21 protein-coding genes and 1 riboswitch are annotated in these 21,230 nt (G+C 40.7%); of the genes, 2 read left to right on the forward strand and 19 right to left on the reverse strand.

Annotated features, from left to right (window positions below):
• Positions 1-47: 47 nt before the first annotated feature.
• Positions 48-1,886: an ABC transporter ATP-binding protein gene (locus tag ERX29_RS05565; protein WP_133443710.1), complete on the reverse strand. Its 1,839-nt coding sequence runs from the start codon at positions 1,884-1,886 to the stop codon at positions 48-50.
• On the reverse strand, positions 1,879-3,597 hold the full coding sequence (locus ERX29_RS05570; RefSeq protein WP_133443711.1) for an ABC transporter ATP-binding protein: 1,719 nt from the start codon (positions 3,595-3,597) through the stop codon (positions 1,879-1,881). Before ERX29_RS05570 ends, ERX29_RS05565 begins: the two co-directional genes overlap by 8 nt.
• A gap of 145 nt (positions 3,598-3,742) precedes the next feature.
• On the opposite strand from ERX29_RS05570, the gene ERX29_RS05575 reads away from it, so the two are divergent.
• Positions 3,743-4,390: a VTT domain-containing protein gene (locus ERX29_RS05575; protein ID WP_133443712.1), complete on the forward strand. Its 648-nt coding sequence runs from the start codon at positions 3,743-3,745 to the stop codon at positions 4,388-4,390.
• 104 nt (positions 4,391-4,494) lie between these two features.
• Here the strand turns inward: ERX29_RS05575 and ERX29_RS05580 are convergent, their stop codons facing one another.
• The 8 genes from ERX29_RS05580 to ERX29_RS05615 all read right to left on the reverse strand — a co-directional run bounded on the left by ERX29_RS05580 (position 4,495) and on the right by ERX29_RS05615 (position 11,856).
• Positions 4,495-5,403 (reverse strand): nuclease-related domain-containing protein, encoded by a 909-nt coding sequence (locus tag ERX29_RS05580; protein ID WP_133443713.1) that lies wholly within the window; start codon positions 5,401-5,403, stop codon positions 4,495-4,497.
• A 61-nt stretch (positions 5,404-5,464) separates the two neighbouring features.
• Positions 5,465-6,175: an ABC transporter ATP-binding protein gene (locus tag ERX29_RS05585; RefSeq protein ID WP_243719988.1), complete on the reverse strand. Its 711-nt coding sequence runs from the start codon at positions 6,173-6,175 to the stop codon at positions 5,465-5,467.
• Complete coding sequence (locus tag ERX29_RS05590) at positions 6,168-6,908, reverse strand: ABC transporter permease (protein WP_133443714.1); 741 nt, start codon at positions 6,906-6,908, stop codon at positions 6,168-6,170. Before ERX29_RS05590 ends, ERX29_RS05585 begins: the two co-directional genes overlap by 8 nt.
• Positions 6,905-7,192 (reverse strand): thiamine-binding protein, encoded by a 288-nt coding sequence (locus ERX29_RS05595; RefSeq protein WP_133443715.1) that lies wholly within the window; start codon positions 7,190-7,192, stop codon positions 6,905-6,907. The genes ERX29_RS05590 and ERX29_RS05595 overlap by 4 nt, the downstream gene beginning before the upstream one ends.
• 2 nt (positions 7,193-7,194) lie before the next feature.
• Entirely contained in the window at positions 7,195-8,196 is a 1,002-nt protein-coding gene (locus tag ERX29_RS05600) for an ABC transporter substrate-binding protein (RefSeq protein ID WP_243719989.1), read from the reverse strand.
• Between the two features lie 41 nt (positions 8,197-8,237).
• A riboswitch (TPP riboswitch) is annotated at positions 8,238-8,341 on the reverse strand.
• A gap of 19 nt (positions 8,342-8,360) precedes the next feature.
• On the reverse strand, positions 8,361-9,224 hold the full coding sequence (locus tag ERX29_RS05605; protein ID WP_133443716.1) for a 2-oxoacid:ferredoxin oxidoreductase subunit beta: 864 nt from the start codon (positions 9,222-9,224) through the stop codon (positions 8,361-8,363).
• Entirely contained in the window at positions 9,225-10,967 is a 1,743-nt protein-coding gene (locus ERX29_RS05610; RefSeq protein ID WP_133443717.1) for a 2-oxoacid:acceptor oxidoreductase subunit alpha, read from the reverse strand. It lies immediately after the preceding gene.
• 91 nt (positions 10,968-11,058) lie between these two features.
• On the reverse strand, positions 11,059-11,856 hold the full coding sequence (locus tag ERX29_RS05615; RefSeq protein ID WP_133443718.1) for a TIGR00282 family metallophosphoesterase: 798 nt from the start codon (positions 11,854-11,856) through the stop codon (positions 11,059-11,061).
• Positions 11,857-11,940: 84 nt separating this feature from the next.
• Between ERX29_RS05615 and ERX29_RS10970 the strand changes: the two genes are divergently transcribed.
• Positions 11,941-12,111: a hypothetical protein gene (locus ERX29_RS10970; RefSeq protein WP_165981084.1), complete on the forward strand. Its 171-nt coding sequence runs from the start codon at positions 11,941-11,943 to the stop codon at positions 12,109-12,111.
• Between the two features lie 193 nt (positions 12,112-12,304).
• Here the strand turns inward: ERX29_RS10970 and ERX29_RS05620 are convergent, their stop codons facing one another.
• The 9 genes from ERX29_RS05620 to yfmF all read right to left on the reverse strand — a co-directional run bounded on the left by ERX29_RS05620 (position 12,305) and on the right by yfmF (position 21,229).
• Positions 12,305-12,628, reverse strand: a complete 324-nt coding sequence (locus ERX29_RS05620) for a hypothetical protein (RefSeq protein ID WP_133443719.1) — start codon at positions 12,626-12,628, stop codon at positions 12,305-12,307.
• A 65-nt stretch (positions 12,629-12,693) separates the two neighbouring features.
• On the reverse strand, positions 12,694-14,247 hold the full coding sequence (gene rny, locus ERX29_RS05625) for a ribonuclease Y (RefSeq protein ID WP_133443720.1): 1,554 nt from the start codon (positions 14,245-14,247) through the stop codon (positions 12,694-12,696).
• Positions 14,248-14,423: 176 nt separating this feature from the next.
• Entirely contained in the window at positions 14,424-15,461 is a 1,038-nt protein-coding gene (recA, locus tag ERX29_RS05630; protein WP_424960626.1) for a recombinase RecA, read from the reverse strand.
• Between the two features lie 296 nt (positions 15,462-15,757).
• The gene (pgsA, locus tag ERX29_RS05635; RefSeq protein ID WP_133443722.1) at positions 15,758-16,339 is read right to left on the reverse strand and encodes a CDP-diacylglycerol--glycerol-3-phosphate 3-phosphatidyltransferase; all 582 of its coding nucleotides are present in this window, start codon (positions 16,337-16,339) and stop codon (positions 15,758-15,760) included.
• Positions 16,340-16,358: 19 nt separating this feature from the next.
• Positions 16,359-17,222: a RodZ domain-containing protein gene (locus ERX29_RS05640; RefSeq protein WP_133443724.1), complete on the reverse strand. Its 864-nt coding sequence runs from the start codon at positions 17,220-17,222 to the stop codon at positions 16,359-16,361.
• A gap of 12 nt (positions 17,223-17,234) precedes the next feature.
• Positions 17,235-18,023, reverse strand: coding sequence for a YmfK family protein (locus ERX29_RS05645; protein WP_133443725.1), 789 nt, complete (start codon positions 18,021-18,023; stop codon positions 17,235-17,237).
• An 8-nt stretch (positions 18,024-18,031) separates the two neighbouring features.
• Complete coding sequence (gene ymfI, locus ERX29_RS05650; protein WP_133443726.1) at positions 18,032-18,733, reverse strand: elongation factor P 5-aminopentanone reductase; 702 nt, start codon at positions 18,731-18,733, stop codon at positions 18,032-18,034.
• Positions 18,726-19,994, reverse strand: coding sequence for an EF-P 5-aminopentanol modification-associated protein YfmH (gene yfmH / locus ERX29_RS05655; RefSeq protein ID WP_133443727.1), 1,269 nt, complete (start codon positions 19,992-19,994; stop codon positions 18,726-18,728). Before yfmH ends, ymfI begins: the two co-directional genes overlap by 8 nt.
• The gene (yfmF, locus tag ERX29_RS05660) at positions 19,991-21,229 is read right to left on the reverse strand and encodes an EF-P 5-aminopentanol modification-associated protein YfmF (RefSeq protein ID WP_133443728.1); all 1,239 of its coding nucleotides are present in this window, start codon (positions 21,227-21,229) and stop codon (positions 19,991-19,993) included. The genes yfmH and yfmF overlap by 4 nt, the downstream gene beginning before the upstream one ends.
• Position 21,230 lies beyond the last annotated feature (1 nt).

Below are 21,230 nucleotides of genomic sequence, written 5' to 3' on the forward strand. Positions count from 1 at the left end.
TCTATATAGTATAGTACGAAACAAGTGTTTTATCAAAGGTTTTTGAATCAGTCAAGTAGCTCATCATTATCCGTATGCGAGCTGTTTACCATATGATAGTAAATACCGCGCTGTTCAAGCAGTTCATGCTGATAACCTTGTTCAATGATTTCTCCTTGCTGCAATACAATGATTTTATCTGCTTTTTTAACAGTATTCAAACGGTGGGCGATGACGATGCTGGTCCGTCCTTCCATCAACCGGTCAATGGCTTCCTGCAGTTTCATTTCAGTTACTGTATCAATGGAACTAGTAGCTTCGTCGAGCAGTAATATCGCAGGATCCAGTACAAGCGCGCGAGCAATGGAAAGCAGCTGTTTCTCACCTTGAGACAGACTGGAGTCCTCACCTGATATCATCGTGTCGAAACCTTCCGGTAAACGCATGATAAAGTCATAAGCATTGGCATCTATGGCCGCCTGAATAATTTCTTCATCTGCTGCATCTCGTTTACCGTATTTAATACTGTCTTTAATAGTCCCGTCAAATAAAAAAGGATCCTGAAGAACATAAGCAATTTGACCGCGCAATGTTTTACGGGGAATATTTGAAACCGATACCCCGTCAATTAGAATATCTCCACCGTTAATATCATAGAAGCGGTTAAGCAGCTGTATAATCGTCGTCTTGCCTGCACCTGTAGCACCGACAAGCGCCACTGTCTCACCAGGTAATACTTCAAATGATACACGATTGATAATATTTTTCTGTTGTTCTTTATTATATTTGAAAATCACATCATTGAATTGGATACCCCCTTCAATCAGCAAGTCACGGTTATTATTATCTATATCCGGCTCTGATTCCTCGTCAATAATAGAAAACACACGCTCAGCTCCTGCAAGAGCTGACAATACTTCATTGAACTGATTGGCAAGATCTGATAATGGTCTTGTGAACTGTCTTGCATATTCTGCAAAGATGACAATCGTTCCTACGGTCACACCATAACCATTCAACGCAAGAAGTCCCCCAATACCCGCTACAATAGCAAATGAAATGTTATTCAGCATATTCATGACTTTAGGAATAGTACCTGAGTACGTAATCGCCCAGAAGCCGTTCTCACGCACGTTTCTGTTTTTCTCTTCAAACCCATTGATGACTGTTTCTTCCTGTGAGAACACTTTAACAACTTGCTGTCCTGATATAATCTCTTCGATATAGGCATTCATTTCGCCGAGCGCATTCTGCCTTTTTTTGTAGAGTGGTCCTGTACGTTTTGTAATCCAGCGTGTTGCGATTAACATTACAGGGATAATAAGCATCGTAAGTAATGTCAGGACTGGACTGAGTATCAGCATGACTATTATTGTACCTATAAGAGTCACTATACTAGATGTAAATTGAATAAACGAAGAGTTTAAGACTTTAGAGACGTTTTCAATATCATTGGTCATCCGGCTCATCAGTTCCCCGTGCTGACGCTTATCAAAAAAAGGAATACCAATAGTCTGCATATGACTGAACAACTTCATACGGAGTCTGTATATTGCTTTTTGCGCAATATCGACCATAAAAAAAGCAGCGAGATATGTGAGTATGGATAATGCGATATAGACACCGGACAGCAGCAGCAGCCGGTTCAGTAATCCATCAAACTTTTTCGGAATAATCATATGGTCAATAATCTGACCAATAATATACGGACCAATTAAACTCAGGAGGGACGTCACTATGACGAGCAGTATAACGAATATAAGCAGCCACTTACGATCTTCCATCAATTGCCAGAGTCTGTAAAGGGTCTGTTTCCAGTCTTCAGCTCGTTTGACTTCCATCTTCGGTCTGCGCTTTAAGTCTTCTTTAGCTAAAATCTTATCGTGTGAGAACACATCTTTAATCATTCACTGTCCCCTCCTGACTTGCTACTATTTCATGATACAGCTGTGATTGTTCAAGCAGTTCACTGTGTGTTCCTAGTCCTACAATTTCACCTTTATCGAGCAGTAAAATTTGATCAGCTGTTTTAGCCGTATGTATTTTTTGAGTGACAATGATGCGGGTCATCTCGAGATCTTTCAGAGCATCAAATAATTTGTTCTCGGTATGAATATCCAGTGCGGACGTACTGTCATCTAGTATGAGTATGCCCGGTTTTCTGATCAATGCACGGGCAATGGCAAGACGCTGTTTCTGACCGCCGGATAAATTGACTCCTTGCTGACCGACACGCGTTTCATATTGCTGATCGAAACTCATAATAGAATCATGAATTTGTGCAAGTTGTGCTGCACTCTCGACCTCTGCGGTCGATGCATCATTATCACCCCAGCGGACATTGTCGTTGACACTCCCTGTAAAGAGAACGGTCTTCTGCGGAACATAACCGATATATTCACGAAGCAAATTGATATTCCAGTCATTAACATTTTGTTCTGCTACAATCACTTGACCAGATGTCGCCTGATACATTCTAGGAATTAGACTAAGCAGTGCCGATTTACCGGAACCTGTCTGCCCCATAATGACAAATTTTTCTCCGGCATTGACTGTAAATGAAATATCTTTCAGTACATATTGCCCTGACGATGGATATTTAAATGACACTTGGTCAAAAATGACGTTACCGGCAGACTGCTCTTCATATGGCTCCACTTCCATATGTTTTTCATCAGCTGGAGTTGTCAAAATTTCGCTCATCCGGTCTGCACTTGCTTTCGCACGTGAAAAACTGATAATGATAAATGCGAACATTGAGAAACCACCTTGCATTCTTAATGCATAGTTGATGATTGCCACTAAATTACCGACTTCTATTTGATTCGTACTTATAGCATCTGCACCGAACCAGATCACTGCAAGCAGCGATAAGTTCATAACAATCAGCAGAACAGGCATAATGCTTTCCATTAACCGCATAGCTTTAATTGTGTCTCTTCTAAGAGGCGTAGCAATCTGGTCGAACTTCTCTGTTTCATATGGTCCGTTCAGGCTCGATTTAATGAGTCGTACGCCTTCCAGATTCTGCTGAACAAATCGGTTCAGACCATCCATACGCTGTTGTATGCGCAGAAATATCTTCATCCCGGTTCTAGCTGTGATAAATAAAAAGATGGCAAGAAACGGTGTTCCAATGACAAGATAAACCGCAATACTTGGAGCAACGATAAAACTCATTATAATACTTCCAATCACCATAAGTGGTGCTTTCAACATGATTCTAAGACTCATAAACAAAACCATTTCCGTAGCTATGACATCACTCGTCAGTCGCGTGATAATACTCGAGGTTCTGAAACGCCCTAATGTTTTCACGGAAAAATTCTGTATTCTCTTAAATATGGCATTTCTCAGATCGTAGGAATACATATGACAGACATGAGAAGCAATAAATGAATTAATGATTCCTGCTATAAAGGCCGCTAAACTGATGCCTATCATAATAAGCAAATACTGACTGACATAGGATGTATCATTTTTTAAAATTCCATTGTCGATAATACGACTCATTAATACAGGAGCGTATAAATCTACTGCTAGTTCAACGAACATCAACAGCACAGCAAAGATAATCAAGCTTAAATAGGGCCTTGTAAATTTTAAAATAACTTTCATCTCATCACCATTCTTTCGTAATCCGATATATTAATTCATATTATGACATAATCCTTTAGGTGTTGGAATTGATAAATCAGTTGCTTAAGAATTTAGTGATCATTATAATAAGATAGATTGAATTTATCTGAATAGGAGTATGACAATGAACGTTATTTCTGCATTAATTGATTTTATTCTTCATATTGACGAGCACTTGATTAATATCGTTAAAGATTATGGCACGTTAACCTATGCAATATTGTTTTTGATTATCTTTGTTGAAACAGGACTTGTTATTATGCCCTTTCTTCCCGGTGATTCTTTGCTGTTCGCTTCTGCTGCACTTGCCCCGCAAGGAGCACTTAATATCTGGCTGCTGTTTCTCGTTTGTACTGTTGCTGCCGTGTTAGGCGATACTGTGAACTATCATATCGGAAAAGCAGCGGGTCTCGGTGTGACGAAACATCGGACATTCGGACGTTTCATCAAAACTGAGCATCTCGATAAAGCAACGGATTTCTTTAACAAATATGGTGGCAAAACAATCATTATGGCAAGATTCATGCCGTTTATCAGAACATTTATTCCTTTTGTTGCTGGTGCCAGCCGTATGAACTACAGGTATTTCATCATCTTCAATATTATTGGTGCAGTACTCTGGGTCGGCATCTGCCTCGGCCTGGGATACTTTTTCGGTAATATTCCCATTGTCAAAGATAATTTCGAAATCGTGCTGATTCTGATTATTTTAGTGTCGGTCCTTCCAGCACTGGTCAGCGGTATTCGCGGACTTCTGAACGCACGTAAATAACAAACCACTTCTCATTTGAGAAGTGGTTTTTTGCTCTCTATAGTAAAAAAAGTGAGTAGAAAACTGGTTTTCTACTCACTTTCTCGAAGAAAAAGAGAAGAAAACTACTTTAAAAAGTACCGCACGCCCTTACTCACACCTGTTTTAGTAAAATGCTCAGTTAAAACACGTGAAATAGTCGAACGTTTACTTTCAGGAATAAATGTCTTTATTTCTGCTGGTGTGATTCCGTCACCTTTTAAGATAAATAATTCTTTTAAATTATATTCAATCAAATATCGCATACCAATCTTTCTTCTACAGAAACTACAGACAATAAACTGTGTGCTGTGAGTGTTAAAGGCCGGCAGCTTTTTACATAACGGGCATTTATATCCTGTCCGGATATTAACAAGGGGCACTCGGTCAAAATAGTCATACTGCTGAAGTGGCTGATGCAATTTAATTAAATGCTTTGCGAGACTGATATTGGATCCCTTCAAATTATTATAACCGGTTAAAGATTTCAAAACATTTTTCAATTGTGATCTGAATATCCACCGGTCAGACGGCGCTCGGTCATTCAAGTTAAACTGATCATTGATAAAGACCATATAACTTTCCAGCGTAAACCTTCTGTCAAATTCGAATACAAGTTTCTCAAGATAATGATGGGCGCGTATGAGCTGCGGCTCTGGATTTTTAATAATTCTGTCATTTGACGATACTAGATTACCATGCTGCAACGTATAGTCACCTTTATAATTTTTAATATCAAAATGCATCACAGTGTACTCATGAATGACGATGAAATCATACTGAACTGCACCGCGGTATGGAAGATTTACCGCAATATCCCAAAGACAAATACATTCCTTATACTCCTGCAGCAAGTCATACATGACGCGCTCTCCAATATAACCATGGCTGCTTGTCATGTAGTCATCCTGCTGTTGCCTGTTCATATGATAACGATTAGTGAGTGCCTCATAATAGCCGATTTTTTCTGAAAGACAGCCAACTTTGAGGAACATCCTCCACCTCCTCAGTTAACATATCATAATAATGTTAACTGAGTGTTAAACTTATAGAATATTACCTCAGCAGTTCAAGCAGTTCCTCTCTCAGTTTCTGACTGGATTCAGCAGTCATTTCCTGCAACGTCTTATAAATTTTTTTTATAGTCGCAGGTTTATCTTCCAGCACGACAATTTTATCGGATAGTTTTATCGCTTCTTCAATACTATGAGTGATCATCAGCACAGTCCGCTTCTCAACCTTCAATATGTCTTTCAGCCACTGCTGCATATCGATACGAGTGATTTCATCAAGTGCACTAAATGGTTCATCCAGCAGCATCAACTGTCCGGATGTATTTAACGCTCTAAGAAACGACACCCGCTGCCGCATGCCCCCGGAAAGCGTTCCAGGCATATCATCTTTAATTGCTGTGAACCCGCACTTGTCTATTAACTCGAGCGTCCGTGCATGATTGACCGTTCCACGGATTTCCTGACCAAGCTCGACATTCTCCATGACTGTCCGCCACGGCATAAGTGACGGTGTCTGTGGCATATAAGACACGTGCCCTGTTTTTCCGATAATCGACCCGCCATTAAGCAGCACTTCACCACTGCTCGGCTCCAGCAGTCCTCCGATGATATTGAACAGCGTTGACTTCCCGCTGCCGGAAGAGCCGATAATTGTCACGAAATCTCCTTCGCAAACTTCAAGGTTGACCTTTTGCAGTACTTGGTTGTCTCCAAACTGATGACTCACATCTATTACGTCGAGCAGCTTATTCACGATGCCACTTTACCACCCTTCTCTCCAGCAGACGAATCACACTGTAAATCACTAATGCAAATATGATAATCCATACAATGGCGACGAATACTTTATCCACTTGAAACGCCCGCTGTGAGATAATCATATATTTCCCGAGCCCTTTATCACTGCCGAGCCACTCAGAAATTATTGCACCCATTACGGAATACGTGCCGGCTATTGTTAAACCATTGAAGAAATATGGCATGGCATTCGGCCATTCAAGTTTCTTGAAAATCTGCATACGATCCGCACCACTGATTTTCATATAGCGCAGCAAATCTTTATCAGCCGACTTAAATCCTTCCAGCAGACTGACGGTCACCGGAAAGAAGCAGACAAGTGTAATCACAATTAGTTTCGGTAGCAGACCAAAGCCGAACCAAATGACAAGAAGGGGCGCGACAACGATGACCGGAATATTCTGACTGATGATCAGCAGCGGATAAATGTATGGTTCAAGGACTGGAATGAGATGAAGCAGTACAGCTACTATAATTCCGAAAACGACGGACATTAGCAGGCCTTCCAATACAAGCAGCATTGTCGGTATAAGATGTCGACTGTACTCATCAAATCCTAAAAAGAATTCTTTCACTATAGCACTTGGCGCGGGCAGTGTATAAGCATCGACCTGTAACCATCTGACCAGCATCTCCCATACTAAGAGAAGAACAAATAAAAATAGTCCAAATTTTATAGTGTCTTTCATCGATATTTCTTCACGAGTTCATTCATCGAAGCATTCTCCGCATGATAGAACTTCACCTGTGAAATAATACTTAGACAGCCCAATTCCCTCATCCGCTTGTTCATCTGTTCAATAAGTATCAGTAATTCAGCCATTTCTCCTTCTATTGTAGTCTCTAACGGAGAGACTAAAAACGGCAGTCCTGATGCCTCTATTACAGCAATCGCTTCATCAACATATGGAATGAAATCTTCGCCGTTCGGTGTTTTAGGGACAATTTGTATACTCATCAATGTATCAGCCATTTTTATTCCTCCACAAATTCGTTAGTAAACGCATCATCTGCTTTAAATTCATTTTTGATCACTTTATTTTTCTTCATAAAGTCAGCATAATTTTCCCAGACAGCAGCGTCCTGTATTCCCCAGCTAGAGGCATCGTCTTGATATTTGTTCTTTAAGTATAGTTGACTTTTCTCGACGAGTTCACGCTTACTTTTGAGTTCGGGCGCTTCTTTAATTAAAATGTCGGCACTTTTCTTTGGTTCTTTAATCGCATAGTCATAGCCTTCTTTAACAGACTGCATAAATGCTCTCACTGTCTCTTTGTCAGACTTAATATATTTTTCATTAGCAATAAACAGCGGTGTATAATAATCGAGATTTTTGTCGTAATCGACTAAATACTGCATGTTCACTTTCTCTCCGCGCGTTTCGGCTTCAATTCCTGTCCAGCCGTAAAACACCCATGCAAAATCAATATTCTTCTTTGAAGCCGTAAAGAAATCGGTGTTTCCCATATTGACGACTTTCACTTTGTTCGGATCTGCTTTTTCTTTTTCCATTACGGCATCAATAATCGGCTCCTCGATCGGCGCACCAAAGCCGCCGTAAGTCTTACCTTCAAAGCCTTTAGGAGATTCAATCCCTTTTGATTTCAGACTCATAAAACCGCTCGTATTATGCTGGATGATGGCTCCAATTGATTTGACTGGAATTCCTTCATCACGAGCCTGTGTCACGGATTCCTGCGCGCTGATACCGAACTGTGCTTTACCCGCCGCAACAAGCTGATCAGCTGTCACGTCTCCTGGTGTCTTGATTGTGACATCTAAACCATGTTTTTTAAAGTAACCGTTCGCTTTTGCGACGTACACTCCTGTATGATTCGTATTCGGTGTCCAGTCGAGCATCAATGTCACTTTTTTTAATTCATTTTTTTCTTGCTTAGGTGCTTTTTGACTTGATGAATTGTTTCCGCACGCTGTAAGCAGCACACATGACACCCCAAATAAAATTGCTTTTTTCACAGGTTTTCCTCCATTAAAAAAACACACAACCTACAGAAAGGTTGTGTGCCAGGACACTTCCCTCCGCTAGTATGAACTAGATCAGGTCGATAAGGGTTTAGGAATATTCCAGTCTCAGCACAAATGTGCTCCCCTAGTGTTTTTGATTATTTCACATGATGTGATTATTTAAATTGTAACATAAGTTCATTGAAATCTTCTTCTTTTATTTCAATATTTTCTTTCACGAGTGATGGGCTGTAGCCATCAATCTGTTCAGCATAGCTTTTTGTCACCGTATCTTGATAAACGATTCCAGTCACTAAGCCATCATGTTCCATGACTGTTGACAGTGCCATCGCCTTATTTGAAGGATCATAGTCTTCAATGGTACTGAGTTTAGTGATGTTTTCTTTGAACCAGTCGTATGTGTTCACTTTATTATAGGTTACACATGGTGAGAACACATTGATGAACGAGAAGCCTTTATGCTGGATGCCTGCTTCAATGATCGCTGTCAGTTCCTTAATGTCCGAAGAAAAACTTTGAGCGATAAATGTAGCGCCGCTAGTAATCGCAAGCTGCAGCGGTGAAACGTTCTGTTCAATGGCACCATGCGGCGTTGTTTTAGTGACAAATCCCGGTGCAGAGCTTGGCGACGTCTGACCTTTCGTCAGACCGTATATCTGGTTGTCCATAACGATGTAAGTAATATCAATATTACGGCGAAGTGCATGAACGGTATGACCCATTCCGATCGCAAAGCCGTCACCATCACCGCCGGACGCAATAACAGTTAGTTCCTGATTCGCCATCTTCACGCCTTGTGCAAGAGGTAATGCACGGCCATGAATCGAATGAAAACCGTAAGAATTTACGTACCCTGACAAACGACCTGAACAGCCGATACCCGTAATGACTGCAAGGTTTTCCGGTTCAAGACCGACACCCGCTGCGGCTTTTTGAATCGCAGCCTGCACGGAAAAGTCTCCGCAGCCTGGACACCAGTTCGGTTTAACATCATTTCTAAAATCTTTGAATGTAGCCATTTATAATAACTCCTTTGTTGTCACAACGGAATTGATTTCGTCTTCAATTTCATGTGGCAGAATCGGTGTGCCATCATATTTTACAAAACTATGAATTTTATTCTGATGGTTCACGTTCATTTTAATAATTTGAGCGAGTTGTCCCTGATAGTTGTTCTCAGCAACGATGACTTGTTTTGCTTTGTCAAAAGCAGCTTGTACTTCTTCCGTCGGGAATGGGTGTAGCTGTTTAATATGCAGATGGTTCACAGATGCATCCACGCGGTCCATCGCTTCTTCAATCGCACCATACGTTGAAATAAAGCCAATGACTAAAACGTCAGCTTCTTCAAAGCCACCCGTTTCAACGACAGGTTCTGAAATTTTTAAGTTCGCGATTTTCTCCATCCGTTTTTTCATCTGTTTAATACGGTTGACAGGACTTTCAGACGGCTTGCCGTCTTCACCATGTTCTACACCAGTGACATGATGAATCCCGTTTTTGACACCAGGAATCGTACGGGGTGACACACCGGATTCTGTCACTTCATAACGTTTGAAATAGTCTTTATTTTCACGTTCAGGCACTTCAGTGATCAGATTACCACGTTCAATTTTAATCCGATTATAATCAAGTTCTGGCACAGTCTGCTTGCCGAGCGATAGCTGCAGATCACTTAAAATAATGACCGGACATTGATACTGCTCTGCTAGGTTGAATGCTTCAACTGTTGTATAAAATGCATCTTCTGCTGTTGTCGGTGCAACGACTATTTTCGGAATATCACCGTGGGTACCGTAGATCATCTGCATTAAGTCTGACTGCTCTTGCTTCGTCGGCAGTCCGGTAGAAGGACCTCCGCGCATCGTATTGATCACGACAAACGGCTGTTCAGTCATTCCTGAGAGTCCGATTGCTTCCATCATCAATGAAAGACCTGGGCCTGCTGATGCTGTAAAAGATCTCACGCCTGCATAGTTCACTCCGATTGCCATAACGGCTGCCGCGATCTCATCTTCCGTCTGAATGACCGTTCCATTAAATTTCGGTAATTTATCTATCATATATTCCATGATTTCAGATGCCGGTGTAATTGGATATGCCGCCATAAAGCGTGCACCGCCCGCAATGGCACCTAATGAAATGGCTTCATTACCAATCATAAACAGATGGCCGTTTTCATTGCTCGGAGCCATATTAAACGCCTCGTTAATGTCAGCGCCGTATTTTACCATTTCTTCTACACCAAGTTGCAATGCCTGCTTATTCAGTTCAACGATTTTATCGCCTTTTTTCTTGAACAGTGATTCGACCAGCTCCTCGAACGGCTCAAGTGACATTCCAAGTAACTGTGCTGTCGCCCCGACCGCTACCATGTTTTTCATCAGAGCTGTACCGAGTTCTTTTGCCATTTCAGTAAAGTTTATTTCGACAAATAAACCTGTGTAATCTTCAGGCTTTTCAGGCTTAAATTTACCGTCTGCTAAAATAATGCCGTCTGAGTTCAGTTCATGATAGTTTAAATCAATGGTTTCCTGATCAAATGCCACTAATATATCTAAGTCATCGCTAATAGCATAGACTGGTGTCGTAGAGACACGAATTTTGTTATTTGTATGACCGCCTTTAATACGACTTGAAAAATGTCTGTATCCGTATAAATAGTAGCCTTGTCTATTTAAAGCAGTGGAAAAGATTTCACCTGTCGATTCAATCCCTTCGCCCTGCTGTCCGCCAACTTTCCACGAAATTTGTGATCTCACATCACTAACCTCCTAAGAATTCTCTTTATCTAATATAACAGATAACCCACACCAGAACATGTCCAGCGTGGGTTTTCACTCAAAAATCATACTAATGGCCGATAAGGGGATGATCATCGTTGATCAGAATCCGCTTCATCTTCTTAGTATGTCCTTCTTTGTTCAGTTCAATAAAGACGCCTGACAAAACACCGCGCCCTTTCTCGTGGACGACATGTCTGACAGGCAGACCAGTAACAAAACGGTGGATGACTTCATCTTTATTGATGCCAAGAATACCGTCATAATGGCCCGTCATTCCGACGTCTGTAATAAACCCTGTTCCTCCGGGCAGCACGCGCTCATCAGCCGTTTGAATATGTGTATGGGTACCGACGACAGCACTGACTCGTCCATCAAGATAATAACCCATGGCTCCTTTTTCAGATGTTGTTTCTGCATGAAAATCCACAAAAATATTAGCCTTTTCTTTCTCAGCTTCTGCAATCAATTCATCTGCTTTCTTGAACGGACAGTCAATCGACTGCATAAACGCCCTGCCTTGCAAATTGATGACAGCGAGCTTCTCCTGATTGTATCGAATGATCTTCATACCGACGCCTGGTGCCTCGTCAGGATAATTGGCTGGTCGAATCATTTTAATGTCCTGATCCAAAAAATCATAGACCTCACGCTGCCCATACGTATGATTGCCGAGCGTCACCATATCAACGCCCTGCGTCATAAATGTCTTGTAGATCTTCTCCGTAATTCCGCGCCCGTGAGCAGCGTTTTCGCCGTTGACAATTGTAACATTCGGTCTATATTTAGTTTTCAGCTGTGGTAAATAAGTTTCAAGCATCTCACGGCCGATTGCACCGACAATATCCCCGATAAATAAAATTCTCATAGTTAACTCCTTGTTCGTTACTCATATTTTTTTAGTACAACACGCAATTTATGGTAAAATAATAAAAAAAAGTTCAGGTGACCTATGACCAGTTATTATATTATTGCCATCATTACGACCATCAGTACATTCGTCAGTCTCGGTTTCTCATTAGAAGCCGTGCTGACTTCGAAGCAGGACCATCAACTCACTGTACACCCTTGCTCGCAGCACTGCTGTGACATTGCTCAGTATAGCCCCTTATTTTTATCATAATACCGGTTTTCTGCTGGCCGTTACTTATGCGATTATTACCATTCACTTCTTGGATTCTCTTATTGGATTTTATATAAAAAACCGGATGTGTTCAATCGGTCCGCTAATGACGTCAATTATCCAGTTTCTATTAGTCCAGATACTTCTATAAAGACGGAAACTCATGGTTTTCCGTCTTTTCAACTCTCTGAAATTATTTTTCAAAATGCTGCTTGTTGTCCTTATCCAAATAAAATTCAAGCTTCACTTTGTCATCACTCGTACGATAATAGTAGTAATAGTTCGGATCTTTCTTCACTTTTACTTCCACCATGTAATTCTTATCACCGCTTCTATTCGCCATAAATCCTTTTGCTTTAAAATCTTCTTTTTTCACTTGTTTTTCTTTGACCATATATTCAGCGACCCTGTCCTGCACTGTACTTACTTTATACTGGATGAACCCGTAAATGCCGGCAAAAAGAATGGTCAGTACAAGAACAATGCTAAAAATCCATTTTACTGTTTTATTTGTCATACTCATATTCCTTTCAATGAACTTACTCTTACTTTACCATAAAAAAACATCCCCCGAAGGGAATGTTATTTCGCATATTCAACTGCACGCATTTCTCTCACGACGGTCACTTTAATGTGTCCTGGATACTGCAGTTCTTCTTCGATCTGATTCTTGATGTCCCGTGCGATGCGGTGGGCTTTTAAGTCATCGACTTCTTCTGGCGTCACGATGATACGGATTTCACGTCCCGCCTGGATGGCGAATGATTTCTCGACACCATCGTAGCTTTCAGCGATTTCTTCTAATCGTTCCAATCGTCTGACATAGTTCTCAAGCGTTTCACGTCTCGCACCCGGTCTTGCTGCACTCAGTGCATCTGCTGCTGCGACAAGAATTGAGATGACAGACGTTGGTTCCACGTCACCATGATGTGAATGAATCGCATTGATGACAACCGGATGTTCCTTGTATTTCTTCGCAAGGTCGACTCCAATTTCAACATGGCTGCCTTCAACTTCATGGTCAATGGCTTTACCGATATCATGCAGCAGTCCAGCACGTTTCGCTAAACTCACATCTTCTCCAAGTTCCGCAGCCATCATGCCTGCAAGGTGCGCAACTTCAACTGAATGCTTCAATACGTTCTGACCATAACTTGTACGGTACTTCATCCGCCCGAGTATTTTAACGAGATCTGGATGCAAGTTATGAATACCGAGCTCAAATGTCGCTGCTTCTCCTGCTTCTCTGATGACTTCATCAACAGATTTGCGGGCTTTTTCCACCATTTCCTCAATGCGTCCTGGATGGATACGGCCATCTGAAACAAGATTTTCAAGCGCAATCTTAGCGATTTCTCGTCGGATCGGATCGAATCCCGACAAAATCACCGCTTCAGGTGTATCATCAATAATCAAATCGATACCTGTCAGCGTTTCAAGCGTTCGGATATTTCGTCCTTCACGGCCGATAATTCGTCCTTTCATCTCGTCGTTCGGTAAATTAATGACCGATACTGTAGATTCTGATGTGTGATCTGCTGCTAAGCGCTGAACAGTCGTTGCCAGCAGCATTTTCGCCTTCTTGTCTACTGTTTCCTTTGCTTCTTGTTCTTTTTCTTTCACTAATACTGCTATGTCATGAGAGAGTTCTTCTTCGACCTGGTCAATAATTTCCTGTTTCGCTTCATCTTGAGTCAGTCCGGAGATGCGTATCAGTTCTTGTTCATGTTTCACTATGATATCTTGAACACTTTGCTCTAACGCATCAACTTGATGTTGTTTTGCTTCAATTTTAGATTCTTTTTGTTCTAAAAGCTCATCTTTTTTATCTAAAAGATCGCTTTTTCGATCTAAGTTTTCTTCTTTTTGAAGTAGCCTTGCTTCTTGTCTCGATAAGTCGGATCGTCGATCGCGGTATTCTTCTTCCAGACGATCGCTGCGAAGCTGGTACTCTTCTTTCGCTTCAAGCAGCTTTTCCTTTTTTAGACTTTCAGCTTCTTTTCTAGCTTCTTTAACAATATGATCACCAGTTTGTCTTGCCTGAATCTGCTGGTTCGTCAAATTCGTCTTTGCTAGATAATAACCGGCAGCAACTCCTAGAATGATGCCAAGCAAAATGCATAAGGCGTATAGCATAACATAAACACCTCCTTTTGCTTAATTATCTAGTTATTCATAGAGAGTTAACCATATATAATTTGGAATTATATATATTAATTGTACGTTTTCACAAGTAGTAAAGTCAAGGCGGTCAAACTAAATAATAACAGACAAAAAACTGAAGCCATGAAGACTTCAGTTCTTTGATCTTACTATACTAATTCATCTTCAAATAGATCGTCCATTTTATTTTCTGTCGCGTCTGTAGATTCTGCAGCAGTAGCTTCTTCTACTTCGCCTTCCTTCGGTATAATACCGATTTCCTGACGGATTTTAGTGTCGATCTCCTTAAGGATTTCTGGATTTTCCTTCAAGTACATTTTTACATTCTCTTTACCTTGTCCCATACGTTCACCATTATACGAATACCACGCACCGGATTTTTGGATAATTTCATGTTCTGCACCTAAATCAACAATTTCACCTTCACGCGAGATTCCTTGTCCGTACATAATATCTACTTCAGCAACGCGAAACGGAGGTGCCACTTTGTTTTTGACAACTTTAATCTTCGTACGGTTACCCACTACTTCAACACCTTGTTTTAACTGTTCAGCACGTCTCACTTCAAGACGGACCGAGCTGTAGAACTTAAGGGCACGTCCACCTGGCGTTGTTTCAGGATTACCAAACATAACGCCGATTTTTTCACGAACCTGGTTGATGAAAATAGCAATTGTATTGGATTTAGAGATAGCCCCTGACAATTTACGCAGTGCCTGAGACATTAAACGCGCCTGCAGACCCATATGTGAATCGCCCATCTCACCTTCGATCTCTGCTTTTGGAGTTAACGCGGCAACTGAATCGACAACGATGATATCAATAGCACCACTGCGCACGAAAGCTTCAGCAATTTCAAGTCCCTGTTCACCATGATCAGGCTGTGATAAATAAAGCTCATCAATATTGACACCGAGTTTTTGCGCATAGACAGGATCCAGTGCATGCTCTGCATCAATAAATGCTGCAACACCGCCCTGAGCCTGTACTTCTGCAATCGCATGAAGTGCAACGGTTGTTTTACCTGAACTTTCAGGACCATAAATCTCAATGATTCTTCCTTTAGGATAACCGCCTATACCTAATGCACCGTCCAAAGTAATCGAACCGCTGGATACTGTAGATACATTGCGGGATGTATTCTCGCCCAGTTTCATGACAGCACCTTTACCAAATGATTTTTCCATATTCTTAATAACTGTATCTAAAGCTCTCTGACGTTCATCCAAATATATATCCTCCTTAATAACACAAATGTTATTAGCTGATTTTTGTCGTTCTTATATATATAACTATACTGATTTCTTAATCAAATAGCAAGCAAAAAGCAAACGTTTGTTCGTATTTTTTTGTACAGAAAATCATGAAAAATTGACAGATAATCACGAATTACTGATCAATCTATTGCCGTTTTTAATGAAATAACAACAGTTTTTTAAATTCTGTGATTCAAAAAAAAGAACAGCCTATGCTGTTCTTATAACTATTTTGAGTTTTTAAATACATCGCGGCCATGGTAAAAGTACTCAATACCTGACAAAATCGTAAAGAATACAGCGACATACATGAGCCAGTAACCTGAGCTAAATCCAAGCCAGTTGACAAATGGCTCATTTAGCAGCATCAATGTCATTGCCACCATCGTCACTGCTGTCTTAATTTTACCAAGTTTACCTGCTGCTGAGACATACCCTTGTTCTACTTGTAGCAGTCTGAGTCCTGTGACCGCAAATTCGCGTGCAATAATGACAATAGCCATCCATGAAGGTAGAACATTAAGTTCTACCAGCGCGATCAGTCCTGACGATACTAATAGTTTATCTGCCAGCGGATCTAGGAATTTCCCCATATTGGTTACAAGATGCCATTTACGAGCTAAGTAGCCATCTACCCAGTCTGTCAATGAAGCAAAGATAAAAATCAAAGCACCGATAAACTGTTCGATGCGCATATCATAACTACCAAGAATACTGATATCTCCCATATTAAAATCTGCGAGTAAAAATAATAAAAAAATAGGAATCAATAATACGCGGGCGACGGTAATCTGATTCGGAATATTCATTCATCATCCTGCTTTCTCTTTAATCTGTTGAATCGATAGAAAACTGGTAAGTTCTCGTGATAAGTCCGTCAGCTGTCTTCGGAACATCAACCTTCTGATTGTTGATAAATACATCGAGATCAGTTGAATTTCCTGATATTAATGTGACGGTTTTCACCCCTGAATCTAAAGCCATGGTTTTGTCTTTCACTTCTTGATAAGCATAGCGTTTATCATTATCATCATAAACTTGAATCCATGTTGCAATGCCGGAACTTACTTTTAGTATCACTCGTTCATTGGTCGATACGTCATAGCTCAGGGCGGCACCGTCAAATGAATTATATTTGACCGATGTCTTTGCGACTTTCCCAGGTTTCTCAGTTTTTTCTTCGTTTTCGTTCTTCTGCTTTTTCTCAGTCGTTTTCGACTTATCTTCCTTTGACTCTACGTTGACATCCCGGCTCTGGTTGATGTCTGACGCCAGCCAGCCATCGTTATCTGTCGACTTAAAAAATACTTTTGCACTGAGCAGCCAGATAATGCTGATAACGAGCGTCAGACCCAGTAGTGAAACAACGAGCTGACGAATCAGCTGATCATCTTTTTTTCCTATAGTCAGCGTTTCGTCTTTCAAACTTTTTTTCGCCTCTGCCGCAGATATCCGGCCTGACGGAAGTTCGTCTTTATGTTCTTCAATCAGCGATTTAGCGTTAAGATTCACATTACTTGCATATTTTTCAATAAATCCAATCGTATAAGCGGGATTAGGTAATGATTCAAAATCATTCCGTTCAATCATTTCGATATATTTTCGCTGAATCTTAATTTTCTGTTCAAGGTCTACCAGCGTCATACCCAGTGACTCACGTTTATGTTTTAGCTTACGTCCAATAAGCTGCATGTTTCGACCTCCTTACTCAAAAAATCCAAAGCCATCATTGTTGAAGAGATGATTCTTACTCACTTGTTCATAAGTAATCTGCTGATCTTCAGATTCTCTCAGCTCAATGATGTAATCAAAGTCCTCCAGTGTAAACTCACTGTTCTCAACAAATAAGTCTGGATGCTCAACAACTTTGACAGCCGGCATTGTCATCACTTCCTTGATCAGCTGCATATGTTTCATATCTGTCTGCTTCACACTGACTGCGCCGTCAATAATATAAATGTAATTGCTATCATATTCTCCTTTAAAGAGTGAGCTCCGCACAGTTTGTTTGATCATTGTAGAAGATAGAAACAGCCATTTTTTATGAGCACAGACGCTGGCAGCTACTACTGATTCCGTCTTACCGACACGAGGCATTCCTCTTATACCGATAAGACAGTGATTCTCTTCCTTGAAAAGTTCCGCCATAAAATCGACGAGTATACCAAGTTCTTTTCTGACAAATCGGAATGTCTTACGGTCATCAAGGTCACGTTTAATATAGCGGCCATGTCTGACTGCCAGCCGATCTCTCAGCTGCGGTGTTCGAAGCTTAGTGATTTCTATTTCTTCAAGCTGTTTGACTATATTTTCAAAACGCCCCACTTTTTCCATATTATCAGTCTTCAGCAGTAGTCCACGTCGACCCTGATCCACTCCATTGATCGTAATAATACTAATGCCGAGCGTCCCAAGAAGACTGGAAATATCACCAAGCAGACCAGGTCGGTTTAATTTGATTTCATACTCGAGATACCATTCTTTATGCATCATATGCCCCCTTATATCAACCAGCCGGCGTTGATTCTCACTATTTGACCTGTAATATGTTTTGATTGGTTATGCAATAAATAAAGTACAGTATGCGCGATTTCTGATGGATCAATCAGTTCCCCTTGAGGAATTTCATCCAGCAAAAGCTTGAGATCGTCAGAATTAAACACATCAGTCATTCTACCGCTGACGAGTCCTGGTGTTACTGCATTGACAGTAATGTGACTGGGTGCCAATTCTTTCGCCATTGCTTTGACAAAGCCCAGCTGACCTGCCTTCATAGAAGAGTAGACAGCTTCCATCGCAGCACCTGTCTCTCCCCATATTGAACTGATTACAACTATATTACCACATTGCTTATAGACGAGCGTAGGAATAATCCACTGGACAATGGTAATTAAATTCTTCAGATGAATATAGTATTGTTCGTCAATCATCGAAGGTTTGATGTCCTGCAGCAGGTCAAACTGAGTAGTTCCAGCAGCATAGATTACTCCATCAAGATCATCAAAAAAATCGGGCCGTTCGTTTAATTCTACTGTCATGTCCGCCTGCCAAAAACTGATATTCTGCCCTGCCCATCTCTCTTCAAGTGCAGCAGGGTCAGCCTGAAAGTAGTGGCAGACCACAAGATTTCCCGCTGCGAGTAGTTCATCGATGATGACACGGCCGATATCACCGCTGCCACCAGTCACTAAATATTTAGCCATTCGGTGTAAGCCTGCTGTCAGTCATTTGATGGATATTTATTTTCTTAAACGTATTAAGGCTGTCAGCTAATGTCATATGTTCTAAAATCGGCAGAATATCAAACAGCATCGCCCCGTTAAAATAATAACGGGTAAACTGGTTGGCAATATATTCCGGGGAATTTAAGCTCGAAATATATTCACCAATGGTCTGCTTAACGAGTCTTGAAAATTCTGCATCGCTGAATGAATACGATGCCAGGCGTTCCATCAATCGCTTTTTTAATATATCCGGCTGTTTTGATGTACCGGCGATAAAAATATGAGAAAATGTCGGCTCAAGAGAAAAACTGTACCCGAATGTATCATCTATCAGCTTTTCAGCCAGCAGTTCGTGATAAAAAGCCGTCTGCTCCCCAAACAATAAATCCAGAATAAACATCACTTCAAGTTCTGTCTTGATCATTGACTGGTCGAGCTGGTGAAGATTCGTTTTAATACCAAGCATCATCTTAGGCTGCTGTACATCCGCTGCTTGCGTAAGTAATTGTTCACAGATGTCCTCCGGCTCATTGATCATTGCTGTTTCAGCAAAATACTGAGTATCTAATACTGCATATTGATTTGCCTGAACGAACTCTGCAATTGTATTTGGCTCAATATTACCGACGATGAACATCACCATGTTTTCAGGACGATAGAATGTGTGGTAACAGCTATATAACTTCTCAGCCGTAATTTCGTTGATGGACTCAATACTCCCTGCAATGTCTTCTTTTACAGGATGGTGATGATACATCCCCTGCAGTGTCTGATAGTAAAGTCGGTAGTTAGGCTGGTCCTGATACATCTGGATTTCTTCAGCAATAATACCTATTTCCTTTTCAACTGATTCTTTAGAGAAATAAGGTTCCTGAACCATTTTAATCAGCAGCTTGATATTCGCTTCAATATTATCTACTGCGGTAAACAAATAACTCGTACGGTCATATGAAGTGAAAGCGTTGGCAGAAGCCCCGTTAGTTGAAAAGGAATTGAACATATCTCCCTGTTCTTTTTCAAACATTTTATGCTCTAGAAAATGTGCGATTCCTTCTGGCATTTTCGTCATTTTACTGCTGTTAAATGGCACAAACTGATTATGCAGAGAACCATAACGAGTTGTTAAAGTGACATAAGTCTTTTGAAATCCTTTTTTTGGAATAACAAATAATTTTAATCCATTTGTAAGCGTAGTTTCAAATAATGATTCATCTATTTGCTGATATACTAATTTATTCATGATTGCACCTCATTTGTCAGGCAGTAAATAGTATGGACAGCAACGCGCTGCGCAACTTCGATGACATGTTCTGCTTTCACATTTTCTATCCCTTTAATCCACTCTTCTGTTGTCAGTTTAATATCTTCGAAACCTTTAGCATAAGTCGCTTCTATCCATCCTTTAGGTCTATCGAATGTTTCTTTTTTATGCGTAATCAGCATCGTTTTAGCAGTATGTAATAAATTCTCATCGAACTGTCCTTTTTTTATCAGTTCATGCTGTTCCATGATAGTGCTGATTGCCAGTTCACGTGTATCCTTGTTGACGCCGGCAATGACATATAATAATCCGAGCCGGGCATCAATCTGGGAATGAATCTGATAGGCGAGGCTCATCTTCTCTCTGACATTCATGAACAACAGACTCATCACATCACCGCCAAAGATCTGATTGAACACAATAAATGCGAAATAATCCTGAGTTCCATATATCATGTCAATCGTCATACCGATATTTATCTTTGCCTGGGTCGTATCAGACTGTTCATTGAAATATTGCGGTGATGTAAATTGAGGAATTTTTAACTTTTCAAGTGAGACTTTACCTTGAGGCATATGAAGATATTCTTTGACGTCTTGAACGGCTTGTTTCCCATCGATATCACCGATAATAAAGATTTCTTTTTCATCTTCAGTCCACATTGACTTGTATGTCTGGTAAATACTTTCCGGTGTCACCTCCGGCAATTTTTCTTCAATACCGTAGCTTGGAAAGCGGTAGTCCTGCGTTTTAAACATTTCCTTCATCAGCTGCTGATAGCCGTACTGTGTTTTATTATCTTTAATGGACTGAAAGCGGGCTTTAAGCAACTGCTTTTCTATGTCTACTTTACCAGCATGAAACGCTTTGTTTTTACACAGAGGATTATTGATGACTTCTGCCAGCAGTTCAAGAGCACGCTGCTGCATATTTTCAGAATGACTTAGAAACTTATCATTTATAAAATCAATACCAATTGTGACAACATGCGCAGTCTTCTGCTTTGTCACATAACTATAGAGATTAGCACCGTAATTTTCAGCCAGCACATCATGCATCAGCTGCTCAGTGGGGTATTTCGCAGTAGCTTTAGTCATCAGTTTAGAGAGCAGCGCTCGTTCAGTCACATTGTTCTCATTGATTGGTGCTTTAAATTTTACTACGATAGAAACTGTTTTAAATTTTTGTTCTTCGTTTATATGTATGGGTATCATG

Source organism: Macrococcus lamae, from assembly GCF_004359545.1.
In the GTDB taxonomy this organism is placed as follows: domain Bacteria; phylum Bacillota; class Bacilli; order Staphylococcales; family Staphylococcaceae; genus Macrococcus; species Macrococcus lamae.

Coding starts and splice junctions, on each gene's coding strand:
- ERX29_RS05565 (WP_133443710.1), bottom strand. CDS start 1,886: ATGATTAAAGATGTGTTCTCACACGATAAGATTTTAGCTAAAGAAGAC.
- ERX29_RS05570 (WP_133443711.1), bottom strand. CDS start 3,597: ATGAAAGTTATTTTAAAATTTACAAGGCCCTATTTAAGCTTGATTATC.
- ERX29_RS05575 (WP_133443712.1), top strand. CDS start 3,743: ATGAACGTTATTTCTGCATTAATTGATTTTATTCTTCATATTGACGAG.
- ERX29_RS05580 (WP_133443713.1), bottom strand. CDS start 5,403: ATGTTCCTCAAAGTTGGCTGTCTTTCAGAAAAAATCGGCTATTATGAG.
- ERX29_RS05590 (WP_133443714.1), bottom strand. CDS start 6,908: ATGAAAGACACTATAAAATTTGGACTATTTTTATTTGTTCTTCTCTTA.
- ERX29_RS05595 (WP_133443715.1), bottom strand. CDS start 7,192: ATGGCTGATACATTGATGAGTATACAAATTGTCCCTAAAACACCGAAC.
- ERX29_RS05605 (WP_133443716.1), bottom strand. CDS start 9,224: ATGGCTACATTCAAAGATTTTAGAAATGATGTTAAACCGAACTGGTGT.
- ERX29_RS05615 (WP_133443718.1), bottom strand. CDS start 11,856: ATGAGAATTTTATTTATCGGGGATATTGTCGGTGCAATCGGCCGTGAG.
- ERX29_RS10970 (WP_165981084.1), top strand. CDS start 11,941: ATGACCAGTTATTATATTATTGCCATCATTACGACCATCAGTACATTC.
- ERX29_RS05620 (WP_133443719.1), bottom strand. CDS start 12,628: ATGACAAATAAAACAGTAAAATGGATTTTTAGCATTGTTCTTGTACTG.
- rny (WP_133443720.1), bottom strand. CDS start 14,247: ATGCTATACGCCTTATGCATTTTGCTTGGCATCATTCTAGGAGTTGCT.
- recA (WP_424960626.1), bottom strand. CDS start 15,461: ATGGAAAAATCATTTGGTAAAGGTGCTGTCATGAAACTGGGCGAGAAT.
- pgsA (WP_133443722.1), bottom strand. CDS start 16,339: ATGAATATTCCGAATCAGATTACCGTCGCCCGCGTATTATTGATTCCT.
- ERX29_RS05640 (WP_133443724.1), bottom strand. CDS start 17,222: ATGCAGCTTATTGGACGTAAGCTAAAACATAAACGTGAGTCACTGGGT.
- ERX29_RS05645 (WP_133443725.1), bottom strand. CDS start 18,023: ATGATGCATAAAGAATGGTATCTCGAGTATGAAATCAAATTAAACCGA.
- ymfI (WP_133443726.1), bottom strand. CDS start 18,733: ATGGCTAAATATTTAGTGACTGGTGGCAGCGGTGATATCGGCCGTGTC.
- yfmH (WP_133443727.1), bottom strand. CDS start 19,994: ATGAATAAATTAGTATATCAGCAAATAGATGAATCATTATTTGAAACT.
- yfmF (WP_133443728.1), bottom strand. CDS start 21,229: ATGATACCCATACATATAAACGAAGAACAAAAATTTAAAACAGTTTCT.